This is a genomic window from Paenibacillus sp. FSL F4-0100 (genome assembly GCF_037993005.1).
GTDB lineage: Bacteria > Bacillota > Bacilli > Paenibacillales > Paenibacillaceae > Paenibacillus_AQ.
In genome coordinates this window covers 4,541,862-4,554,321 of the sequence record NZ_CP150303.1, presented here as the reverse complement: position 1 = coordinate 4,554,321, position 12,460 = coordinate 4,541,862, and the positions used below count along the sequence as shown (strand labels likewise).

At 51.8% G+C, this 12,460-nt stretch carries 8 protein-coding genes; 7 read left to right on the top strand and 1 reads right to left on the bottom strand.

Features of this window, described 5'->3' with window-relative positions:
• From MHH48_RS20490 to MHH48_RS20465, 6 genes are all read left to right on the top strand, one after another.
• The gene (locus MHH48_RS20490; RefSeq protein ID WP_076321760.1) at positions 1 to 1,578 is read left to right on the top strand and encodes an extracellular solute-binding protein; all 1,578 of its coding nucleotides are present in this window, start codon (positions 1 to 3) and stop codon (positions 1,576 to 1,578) included.
• A gap of 110 nt (positions 1,579 to 1,688) precedes the next feature.
• Positions 1,689 to 2,738, top strand: coding sequence for a response regulator (locus MHH48_RS20485; RefSeq protein ID WP_076321759.1), 1,050 nt, complete (start codon positions 1,689 to 1,691; stop codon positions 2,736 to 2,738).
• Positions 2,735 to 4,606: a sensor histidine kinase gene (locus MHH48_RS20480; protein ID WP_076321758.1), complete on the top strand. Its 1,872-nt coding sequence runs from the start codon at positions 2,735 to 2,737 to the stop codon at positions 4,604 to 4,606. The genes MHH48_RS20485 and MHH48_RS20480 overlap by 4 nt, the downstream gene beginning before the upstream one ends.
• A 15-nt stretch (positions 4,607 to 4,621) precedes the next feature.
• The gene (locus tag MHH48_RS20475; protein ID WP_076321757.1) at positions 4,622 to 5,389 is read left to right on the top strand and encodes a 3-oxoacyl-ACP reductase family protein; all 768 of its coding nucleotides are present in this window, start codon (positions 4,622 to 4,624) and stop codon (positions 5,387 to 5,389) included.
• Between the two features lie 8 nt (positions 5,390 to 5,397).
• Entirely contained in the window at positions 5,398 to 7,641 is a 2,244-nt protein-coding gene (locus tag MHH48_RS20470; RefSeq protein WP_076321756.1) for a heparinase II/III family protein, read from the top strand.
• Entirely contained in the window at positions 7,625 to 9,994 is a 2,370-nt protein-coding gene (locus MHH48_RS20465) for a DUF4962 domain-containing protein (RefSeq protein ID WP_076321755.1), read from the top strand. The genes MHH48_RS20470 and MHH48_RS20465 overlap by 17 nt, the downstream gene beginning before the upstream one ends.
• 172 nt (positions 9,995 to 10,166) lie before the next feature.
• Here MHH48_RS20465 and MHH48_RS20460 read toward each other — a convergent pair whose 3' ends face one another.
• A complete protein-coding gene (locus MHH48_RS20460; RefSeq protein WP_076321754.1) occupies positions 10,167 to 11,054 on the bottom strand; it encodes an AraC family transcriptional regulator in 888 nt (295 codons plus the stop codon).
• 187 nt (positions 11,055 to 11,241) lie between these two features.
• Between MHH48_RS20460 and MHH48_RS20455 the strand changes: the two genes are divergently transcribed.
• Positions 11,242 to 12,282: a Gfo/Idh/MocA family oxidoreductase gene (locus tag MHH48_RS20455; RefSeq protein ID WP_076321753.1), complete on the top strand. Its 1,041-nt coding sequence runs from the start codon at positions 11,242 to 11,244 to the stop codon at positions 12,280 to 12,282.
• Positions 12,283 to 12,460: the final 178 nt, after the last annotated feature.

Here is a 12,460-nt window from a genome sequence, read left to right as displayed (position 1 = left end):
ATGAGAAAAAGCTGGACACGTGCGCTTACGTCAGGTCTCGTACTGGCCATGCTCGTTGGCTGTTCAGGCAACAATGGCGGGGGCGGAGGAGCCAATGCCGGCGGAGACGACCAAGGCGGGAATGAAGCGGGAGCCACGAAATTTTCCATTTCGATGCGGACGCTTAACGTATCCTACGTTGAGAAGAATCCGGATATCAACAAGGATAAGTACGTGCTGGAGCTAGAGAAATTGACGAATACGGACCTGGATATCCGTCTGATTCCGCATAACGAATATCAGGATAAAATGGTACAGATGTTCGCAACGAATGACATTCCGGATGTGGTGCAGGGCACTGGCGGAATCAGCGGTCCCGAGCTGGCGGGTGCCGTGGAGAACGGAGTCTTTCTTCCGCTGAACGACCTCCTGCAGGAGCATGGGCAGGACCTGCTCAAGTTTATCCCGGAGGAAGCCTGGAAGCGGATGACGGATTCCAAGACGGGCAATACTTACGGAATTCCCGAAATCTTGTCCAATCCGTCGAGACGGGCCACATGGATTCGGACCGACCTGCTGGAGAAGGTAGGCAAGGAGATTCCGACAACGGTGGAAGAGACGATGGATGTGCTGCGCGCGTTCAAGGAAGCCGGGGTGGAGCAGCCTTATGCCGGACGTCAGAATTTCAAATATGCGGATACCTTCTTCGGTGCGTATGACGTGCTGGGTTACCTGAACCAATTCAAGGTGTTCCCGGACGGGAAGGTAAAGCCAACCTTCTTTGATGAAGAAAGCATGAAGCAAGCCATTCAGATCTATAAGACGATGCACGAGGAAGGATTGATCAGCAAGGAATTCGCGACGATTGAAAGCGCGGATTTCAAATCCATCGTCACGAGCGGCAAAGCGGGCATGTGGTCCATGAATGCCAATGAGCTCCCGATCTGGGGCACCCAGCTGAAGGAGAATGTGCCGGACGCGAAAGTGGCGCTGATTCCTTCGCCTGTAGGACCTGACGGTAAAGGGGGATATGCCCATTACAATCCGGTAACGCGTTCCTTCTTCATCAACGCGAAGGCGAAGGATAAAGCGGAGGATATCGTGAAGTTCTTCAACTGGATGGTCAGTGAAGATGCGGAATTGTTCTTCAGCTTCGGCCTTGAAGGCGAGGATTATCAGGTAACCGACGGCAAGCCGATCTTCGAGGTTCCAACGGACACGGCAGGAGCGGATAAAATGCGTTATTTGAACTACTGGCTGTGGCTGGTGCAGGACACGACCTACAACAAACGCGTATCCGAGTTGTCAGATTCCGGCAAAGAGCTGATTAATGCTTTTGATAACATGCTTACGAAAGAGGGCCGCCGCGGCATTGAATTCGATCCGCGTCTGGAGGCGATGGTGAAATATCCGGAGCTGAATCCGAAATCGGATGAACTGCCGCCGCTGATTCTAGAACATGTGCTCCGCATGGTATACGGCAGGGAGCCTATCGATAACTATGGCAAGGTGCTCGAGGAATATCTGTCCAAAGGCGGCAGCGAGATTATTGAGGAAGCCACGAAACGATATAACGAAAAAGAAAACGCTTTCGAATAAGCAGAGCATGTTTTAGTATAGTGTTGAAGAATGACTCCTCTGCTTGTCTAAGCAGAGGAGTATCTTGCTAAAGCTAAACTACTCTCGCTGTTTTGAAAGGGGAATGGGTGATGTACCGCATTCTGGTCGTTGATGATGAACCTATGATAAGGATGGGCTTGGCGAAACTGATCACGCAGACGGATCCGGCCATGATTCAAGCGGCAACGGCCGGAAACGGCATGGAAGCATTGGAAGCGATCCAGACGGCACGACCGGACTTCATTTTTACGGATATCAAGATGCCCAAGATGGACGGCCTGGAGCTAAGCAAGCAGCTATATGAAACATACGGCGATATCACGGTAGTTGTCATTTCCGGTTACGGCGATTTCGAATACGCCCAGAAATGCATGTCGTATGGGGTTAAGGAATATCTGCTCAAGCCCGTGACCAAATCGGTGGTACATAACACCATGAATAAATTGATGGCGGATCGAAAGTCCATGCAGGAGAAGCAGCGGTTTTATTTTCCGCTCTCCAAGCTGGAGGATTGGCTGGAGCAGCTCGAGCTGGCCGTATGGCATTTGCAAATGAACGATATCCAGGCGAAGCTGCAGGAAATCGAGGATTATTGCAGTGAGCGCAGGCTCGAATCGATTCAGCTTCAGGAGCTGCTGGATGAGCTGTACGCGAAACTGATCAAGCAGTTAAACGGCAGGGACGTGTATTCGTTTGAACGCATGACGGGAATCTCGGGGGCTGAACCCGGAGGGAACCATCATTATTTCGAGAGATTTCGTCAGGCCGTAAATCAGACGGTAAAGCTCATACGCGACAAGAGAAAAGGAAATGCCAAGGAGCCTGTCGAGGAAGCAAAAGCCTACATTGAGCGCAATTTGTCCCGCGATCTCTCGCTGGATGAGGTTGCCGATATGCTCGGACTCAATCCGTCGTATTTCAGCCAGCTGTTCAAACAGATGACGGACGAGACCTTTGTCCATTACCGGATCAAGAAACGAATGGAGAAGGCGAAGAAACTCCTCGCCATTCCGCATTATAAAATTACGGACATTTCGTTCGAAGTGGGGTATGCGGATCATCCCCATTTTACGAAAACCTTTAAGAAGGTCACCGGATACACCCCTTCCGAATACCGGGAGATGCTGGGGATACAATGATGCGGAGGAGCCTGTCCCGTCAAATCTTCCTGTACTTTTTCATCGTCGTGATGTTCTCGCTTACGACGGTCGGCGTTTTCTTCTATATGAAATCATCCGAAGCGATTGACGAGCAGGTCGAGAAGTATATGACCACCGTCATCACGAACGCCGCAAGGCAAACGGATAATCAGCTGAAGATGTTCGAGCGGATCAGCAATACGATTTTGCTGCAGGATTCGGTGAAGCGATTTTTGGATATGGACCCCAGCGACAGCTACGAGCATTACCGGTTCACCCATCTCATTCGAAAGGATGTCTTTCAGAAGATCTTCATTCAATACCCCACCCAGACCCATATGATGTACATACTGGGGTTCCATGGCCGGTCGATTTTCGATCAGAATCAGAATTTCTCCGCCATGTCGATCGATCCGTCGGACCGACTTCGTGAATTGACGGAGAAGACGCCGGGGAACGGGGAGATCGTCATCTTGAAGACCAGCCTGCTGGAACAGGATCGCGACAACGTCATTACGGTTGCCCGCAAAATCCGGGGAATGGATTCCTACGACGTTAAAGGCGTGCTCGCGGTGGAGTTCAATGAAGATCAGTTGTCGGGTTTATGGAATGGCGTCGATCTCGGAGAGCAGGGTTTCTTCTTCATCCTGGATCGCGAAGGCGAGGTCGTCTATGCCCCAGATCACGTGGATATGGAGGGAATCACGACCACGGACCTGCCGAAGCGCATTATCGCTAAGGGTGATCATCGCTTCATTGAACCGGTATTAGGCGAGAAAGCGATGATCATCTCGCGCCAGTCCGAGTATTCGGGCTGGAGCCTCGTCATTATGATGCCGCTGGATGAGCTTCGGGCGCCGATTTCGGGCATTCGCTCCACCACCATTATCGTAGGCGTTGTCACTTTGATCATTGCGCTCGTTCTGGCTTACAGATTCGGGAAATCGATCGTGAATCCGATCCGCAATTTGAAGAACGGGATGAGGCAGACGGAGAAAGGGAACTGGACGCATATCACCGATGTGAAGCCGCGGGAGGACGAGATCGGCGGATTGATCCATAGCTACAATCTCATGGTTAGCCGCTTGTCCGATATGATCGAGCAGGTATACGACACGGAGCTCCACAATCAGAAAACGCAGCTGGAGCTGCAGGACATCCAGCTGGAGCGCCAGCGGGCAGAGTTCCAGGCGCTCCAATTACAGATCAATCCGCATTTTCTGTACAACACGCTGGAAACGATCAATTGTTACGCGATCGTTCAGGATTCCGACGAGATCTCGGACATGGTGGAGGCCATGGCTTTCATGCTTCGATATTCCATTCAGACCAACCTGGAGGAAATCACCATTGCTAACGAGCTGAATCATGTGCGGCATTACATGATGATTTTAAAGCATCGGATCGGGCGCGATTTCGAGATCGAGGTGGCGACGCCGCCCGAGCTCCTATTGGAGAAGATGGTCAGGCTCTCCTTACAACCGATTGTCGAGAATATTTTTCAGCATGCTTTTCCGGAAGGGATCGAAGCATGGCATTACATTCGGATCGACACGAGAATCGAACAGGACAACTTGCTGGTTATCGTCGAGGACAACGGGGCAGGCATAGCGGACCATAAGCTTCATAAACTGCGCAAAAGGCTCGAGGAAAACCGCCTGGTCGATGATGAAGAGGGGATGCATGCGCGGCGCAGGGGTGGCATCGGTATCGTGAATGTCCATCGGCGAATTCAGATGGTTTATGGCGAAGAGTACGGGATTACGGTTCATAGTTCGCCGGATCAAGGCACAAGCATCGTCATGACGATGCCGCGAATGGAAAGAGTGCGTGAACAAGAAAGCAGACTGAAACAGCTGCAAACCTAATCAGGAGGGATCAACATGCATATTAACTTATCGGGTAACATCGCATTAGTCACAGGTTCGAGTGGAGGGATTGGTCGTGCAGTTGCGTTGAAGCTGGCAAGAAGTGGGGCTAAGGTAGCCCTAAACTATCTGAGCAGCAAGGATGCCGCTGAAGAAGCCGTAGCGGAGATTCGAGGTTTTGGCGGTGAGGCTCATGCATTTCAAGCAGACGTTACGCATGTGGAGCAGGCAGAGGCGCTCGTAGCGGAAGTAGAGAAGGCATTCGGCGGCCCGGTTACGATTCTGGTTAATAATGCAGGGCATTTGGTTGAGCGTCTGGCGAATGCGGAAATGACCGAGGAGCTCTACGACAAGGTCATGGATGTGAATATGAAAAGCACGGTATTCGTGAGCAAAGCCGTCATTTCGGGGATGAAAGCGGCCGGTCAAGGCCGTATCGTGAACATGACTTCCGTTGCGGCGCACAATGGCGGTGGACCGGGCGCAAGCATTTATGCAGCGAGCAAGGCTGCCGTCCTGAGCTTTACCAAAGGCTTGGCGAAGGAGCTCGCTTCAAGCGGAATTAATGTGAATGCCGTATCCCCCGGCTTTATCGGGCAAACGGCGTTTCATGCGACCTTTACCCCGGATGATGCGCGAAAAGCAACGATCAAGGGTATCCCGCTAGGCCGAGAGGGCACCCCGGACGATGTCGCCGGCTCCGTGCTGTTCCTCGTCTCTGAGCTGTCTTCTTATATAACGGGAGAGACGATCGAAATCAACGGCGGTATGTTCATGCGATGAGGGATTGGATGAAGGTCAACGCGAAGTCGAAATTCTATCCTTGGAGCGTGCAAACGATCGATATCCTGAAGGCCGAGCTCGATCAAGTCATCGACCGGAGGCTGGATGTTCCCGTTGATCCAGGCGGCTGGTGGCACCAATACGTGTGTCCCGAACATCACACGGAATTGGTGTTTGATCCGCTGGAGGCGGACTGCAGCACCTTTCGTTGTCCGTATGGCTGCGAAGTGGAAGGAGAACCGTACAGGGGGGCGTGGCTGGTATTCAAGCATCAGGCCATGGCCCGATACGTCCTGCAATCTGCCGCCGTCTATGCCGGTACCGGAGAGAAGGCCTACGCCGATCTTGGAAAAAAGTTGATTGTCCGCTATGCGGAGCAATTTCCGCTATACCCGGTACATCCCGATGCCCAGCCCTGGATGCTGAAAGGGCGCGCATTCCATCAGGCTTTGACCGAGGCCATATGGGCAACGACATTGCTTCGCGGCTACCTGCTGCTGGAGGATGCGCAAGTGTCGTTCGACGAGGCTGATCGCCGGAAGATTAACCGGTTCTTGCACATGCTCGAGAGCAGCATGACAGAGTATCATCATATTTTGACCCGGGAGCGCGGAAATCCCGAGAACAACTATACCGCCTGGCTGATTGCCGCGCTGTTCAGTATTTATGCGGTACAAGGCGAAACGGAGAAGCTGCGGCAGCTGGTCGTGAAGGAAGGCGGCTTGCGGCATCATCTCAGCATTGCCATCAGGCCGGATCAGCTCGAATTTGAAGGCAGCATTTATTACCACGTATTCGTACTCCGTGCCTACCTGATTGCTGCGGAAATGGGGACCCGGGTTGGTGAAGAGCTGTTTTCCCTGAGAGGAGAGCAAGGCCAATCCATGCAGGGCATGCTGACGGTACTGGTTCGATTGGCAGACCCAAACGGCTTCCTGCCAGCACTTCACGACGGTCCTTATTGCAGGGCTCCTTATGAGCGAGAAATTGCCGAGATTGCGGAAATCGGTTTATCCGTATTTGGAGACAAGAGCTATCAACGACTGCTTGACAATGTGTATCGTGAACTGAATGGAGAAGCCGGCCGGGTTGGCATGCTGGAAGCTCTGTTATACGGAACGGGCCATTGGGATGGAAGATCCGGAGTGGCTTCTTCTGAGACGAAGGGTTCTCATAGGGAGACAGCGGGAGGAGTATGGGAAGTAGGGGACATCATCGAAGTACGAGTTACACGAGAAGTCCAAGAAGCAGGCGATGCAGAACATGCAAACCAAGCAGGTCATGAACTTGAAGGTAATGAAGCATCGGACATCGAAGGCAGAAACGAGAACGACTTGCCCCATATGTGTACTCCTTCCGTCTTTCTTCCTCACAGTGGATTCGCCCTGTTAAAGTCGCAGCATTCGAATGGGCTTCAGGCGTTGGTCGATTTTGGCCCTCATGGAGGATCACATGGTCACTTCGATAAACTGAATTTGATGATTCATGTCGGGAACCAGCCTCTTTCACCAGACCGTGGAACCGTACCGTACGGTTCGATCCTGAAGAAGGATTGGTATCCCCATACAGCATGCCACAATACCGTCTCGGTTGGAGGCCGTTCCCAGAATCCGGCAGAAGGCAAATGCATACGGTATGAATCCGCTTCAAACCGTTCCTATATTTGGGTTCGGGCCGATGAGGCCTACGATCAAGCCATTCTGGACCGGCATTTGATATTGACGGAAGAGTGGCTGCTGGATTGGTTTGAAGTGGAATTGGATGAACCGGCAGTCGTGGATTGGTGGTTCCATTACGTTGGCATGGGACAGCTGAGCGGACTTCAAAATGCTGATCAGGGCCGCGTTAAAACGGATCTTGGAAACGAAGATGGATACGCATATGTAAAAGAGAGGTGCACCCACGTCTTGTCCCAGGATGGCTTGCAATTCAATCTCCACATTGCCAATGCATCAGAGCCACTGGCGGTAATCTCATTTATCGCCTTCGAGGGTATGGAATGCTCACAGGTGGAGTCACCTGGGCTTGCTCACGATCCCGGCCGCCTCATGGAAGGAATCCGGCTTCACCGATTAGATTCGAAAGCCCGCTTCATTGCCGTTTACCGTACCGGCACCGAGCCGCTCACATTGGAATGGAACCGGTCGGGAGATGGGGATTGGCTCAGCCTGTCCGATGGAAGGTCCGCGAGAAGCTTCACGATGACCAACAACGGGTTGAAGGAGAGGGTACTCGATGAAAACCTTGTTTGAACCGAAAAGCGGATTGTTGTCCGTGCCATATCAACCGGATGAAGAGAGTAAGCTGCTTGAGAATCCTCCTCGTTTCACCTGGATGCCGGGACAGCTGGATAACGACCGTTATATGCTGCAAATTTCGACCTCGCCCTCGTATGAAACGGAAGCGACAACAACGATATCGCCGATTCCCTATAACTTATACACTCCGGAGCAACCGCTGGAGCCGGGTACTTATTATTGGCGATATGCCTTGCTGACCGGGGAGCAAGTGGAGGATACGGCAGACTTGGACCATGACCGTTCTTCTTGGAGCCAATCCCGAATGTTTCATGTCCCGGAGGGGCTGCCCGAGACTCCCCTGCCTGGCAGAGAGGAAAGGTACGAACGCACGCATACCGGTCATCCTCGGTTATGGCTGGACGAACAGGGGATTGAGGCGTTCCGGGAAGGTCTCCGAAAGGATGATGATTACTGCGGCTGGCGCGCTTTTTACGAGAAATCGGTCCTTCCGTGGCTGGATAAGCCGTTAATTCCGGAACCGGAACGTTATCCCGGCAATAAGCGTGTCGCCAAGCTGTGGAGAAAAATGTACATGGATTGCCAAGAAACGTTGTATGTTATCCGGCACTTAAGCGTGGCAGGGGTCATTTTGCAGGATGATGTTTTAATAGCCAAAGCGAAGACTTGGCTGCTCCACGCGGCCCGGTGGGATACGGAGGGAACAACATCCAGAGATTATAACGATGAGGCCGCGTTTCGGATGGTGGGTGCACTTGCATGGGGATACGACTGGCTCCACGATTACCTCAGCGCAGAGGAGATTGATCTCGTCAGGGGAGCTCTTCTGCGACGTACGGAGCAGGTGGCCTTCCATGTGATGGAGCGCTCGAAAATCCATCATGTCCCTTATGACAGCCATGCTGTTCGTTCGTTGTCCTCCGTGCTTGTTCCGGCCTGTATTGCCATGCTTCATGAAGAGGCTGAGGCACAGACATGGCTGGATTACACGCTGGAATACTACGCCTGCCTCTATTCGCCTTGGGGCGGAGAAGATGGAGGCTGGGCCGAGGGGCCGCTCTATTGGACAACGGGCATGGCATTTGTGATCGATGCGCTCAATCTCATTCGCAACTACGTATCCATCGATTTCTATCAACGGCCGTTCTTTGGGCGCACGGGCGATTTCCCACTCTACTGCAGCAGTCCGGATACGATCCGGGCCAGCTTCGGGGACCAGTCCTATCTCGGCGAACCCGTCAGTCTGAAGACGGCTTTCAATATTCGCCAGTTTGCAGGCATTACAGGGAATGGATTATATCAGTGGTATTATGAACAAGTAGCTAAGGCGGATACGGACGCCGACTCCAAGTTTTACAACTACGGCTGGTGGGATTTCCGCTTTGACGATATGCTGTATCGGCATGATTACCCTCAGGTGGAAGCTGTTTCTCCTTCTGTTACAGTTCTGTTTTCTATAGATAACGTCTCGGAAGCGAAGGATGGAACCATCCAAGCCGTCAAATGGTTCCGCGATATTGACTGGGTGGCGATGCATCACCGCATGGATGATCCGGATGAGCACATTATGCTGCTTGCAAAGAGCAGCCGTTACGGTTCCATGAGCCACAGTCACGGTGACCAGAACGGATTCCTGCTGCACGCGTATGGTGAACCTCTCGCAATTGAAAGTGGATATTACATCGCTTTTGGAAGCACGATGCATATGAATTGGCGCAGGCAGACGCGTTCCACGAACAATATTCTCATTGATGGCCATGGTCAGTATGCGGGAAAAGATAAGGTGCTTTGCATCGAAGCCAGCGGAAAGGTCGAGCAAGTAGATGCGTTATCGGGTTATGGGTACGCCCGTATGAACGCTACGCAGGCCTATCGGGAGAATGTCCCTAATCTGGAGCGGTATGTGCGCGAGATCTATTTTTTTGACGAATCTTATTTTGTCATCGTGGATACGGTGGACCTTGCCGAGCCAGCCAGCATCGAGTGGTTGTTTCATACCCTGAACCGGATGAAGCTGTCCGGGCAGACGTTTCGGGTGATGGGCAGCAAAGCGGAAATGGAAGGGCGATTCGTGTACTGCTCATCAGGCGATCTATGGCTGAATCAACATAATCAATTCACTGACGTCGATCCCGAAGAGATTGAAGGGCTGGATAACCAGTGGCATCTGCATGCTGAAACGAAATCAGCCACAAGCCATCGCATCGCGACCCTCCTGGTTCCCATGAGGGCACATGAGAGTAAATACGTCTCGTATTTTCTGGACGATCAGGACCATGGGGTTCATATCTATTTCACCAATGAAGACGGGAACACAAGAAAGGTCGAAGTGCCTAAGGCATATTAGGTCTTAGAGGCGCTGATTCGATCCAGAATTCACAAAAAGACTCTACTTCAGCGAAAGCTGCTGCATGTGGAGTCTTTTTATGCATATTCGTCACCATGCTTATGATTCAGCTGGCGTTTCGTACAGGTCATGGCCGCAGATCGTTCGTTAAGGAGTGTTCTGGAACCCGGATCTATAATTGCCTAGCCTGAGAAGGCGTCATGCTCTTGTACTGTTTGTACAGCTTGGTAAAATAATTCGGGTTGCTGCAGCCGACGATGCCGGCAATCTCCGTGATGGTCAACGACCGTTCACGAAGCAGCTTCTCTGCTTCATTCATCCGGGTCAGGTTGACGTAATCGACGAATGTGCGCCCTGTTAAACGCTTGAACATTTTGCAAAAATGAAACGGATTCAAACCGACCTCTGCAGCAGCGGTCTCTACCGACAATTTCTCACCGATGTTGCTCTCGATGTGCTGAATGAGTTTTTTATAACGATCCCGATTCGCAAAATACGGCTCGGCCGACTTCTCCGTGAACTGTGTGGGCATAAATGTACGTGCCAGCAGAACGATCACCGTGTACAGCTTGGACTTGGCAATGAGCTCATAGGCCGGACGGCGGGCAACAAGCTCTTCAATCACTTCATCCAGCAGCGGATAGCAGTCTGCGCCAGCAGGGTGGTTCTCGGCAGGCTTGACCGGGAAACGGAGCTGGCCTTCCATATAGGGAGCGACATAACGCACATGAATCGGATCATGGAGGAAATCGTTAAAGAGGGATGCATTCACCACGACACAATCAAATCGCACGTCGCCATCTTCAAGGGCATATCCCACGTGCAGGCTGCCGCCGGGGATGATAATCATTTCTCCAGCCTTTACGTCATACGGAGTTGTATCAATATGGAATACCGCGTGCCCTTGGCGCATGCTAATAATCTCAAAGTGTTCATGCCAGTGGAGATACAGGATACAGTCTTTCGTTTTGGCATGGGAGCAGAAGTTATTAAATACCTGCACAGGATAGGCTTTATAGTCTAGTCTCGTATTTTCATGAAGCTCTTTTGGATTGGACATGTGAATTCACCTCGGACCGCAAGATAAGAGTGGTAATGCACAAGGTTGTATAGAGAAATTGTTGAGTTTCGCCATTATAATGAAGTTGCTTCATTTACATTAAGCCAATATTGGAATGATGACAACGGGTTAGGATGTGAAATTGTAAGCGGTTTACAACATTATGACGTATTCAGGGGGAGTTAGCATGACCACGACATTTAAAGTTGTGATAGCAGGATGCGGCAGTATGGCGAATACATGGGCGGAATATGCGAAAGGGCGAGAGGACGTTGAAATCGTGGGCCTCGTGGATATCCAAGAGAAATTTGCAAAGGCATTTGCCGATCGGCATGGACTTTCTTGTCCCCTATATACCAATATTACGGAGGCCCTTACTTCAAGCGAAGCGAATATCGTTTTTGATGTGACCATTCCCGCCAGCCACTATGGGATTAGCACGGCAGCGCTTAAGCACGGGTGTCATGTATTCAGCGAAAAACCGTTAGCGGAATCGATGACGGAATGCCTGGATATCGTGAGGCTCGCAGAGTCGGCAGGCAGAACCCATGCCGTCATGCAAAACCGCCGATTTGATCCGCGAATTCGGGCATACAAGGATTTGATTGAAGGTGGAGTGATTGGAAAGCCCGGGTTCATAGGGGCGGATTTTTTCCTTGGCGCCCATTTTGGCGGGTTTCGGGACCTGATGGACAGTCCCTTGCTGCTTGACATGGCCATTCACACCTTCGATCAGGCCCGAATGATCAGCGGTGCCGATCCGGTATCCGTGTACTGTCAGGAGTTTAACCCGCCGGGTTCCTGGTATGCCGGAAACGCGATGGCGATATGCATTTATGAAATGTCGGACGGCTCCGTGTTCAATTACCGCGGTTCCTGGTGCGCCGAAGGAGCCCAAACCTCCTGGGAAGCCGCATGGCGCGTAACGGGAGAGAAAGGAACGGCGATCTGGGACGGCCATGATGATATTTATGCGGAGATCGTGGCGGAAGGGGATCAATCAGGAAACTTTATCCGGAAGTATGAACGGATTGAGGGTACGCTGCCCGAAATGGAGAAGACCGGACATCACGGCTGCCTGGAAAATATGTTTCATGCTCTCGAAGCCGGCATCAAGCCGGAGACGGATTGCAGCGACAACGTCTACAGCATGGCGATGGTGCTGGCTGCATTGGAGAGTGCCAAGACGGGACGAAAAGTCATGATTTCGGAGTTCATGAAGGGTTGAAGGGAACGAGAGAGTAGCCTTAGGACATTTTGATACAACTTTGGCCTTGGCTGGACGGTAGCCTGCTCATGCAGGTGTTGTTGGGGACGAAAACATATAGGGTAAATGAAGCCGCGGATTCGCGGCTTTTTTGTTTTAAGTACCGTGTTGAGAAGATGATAGACTGTAGCTGCTTTTT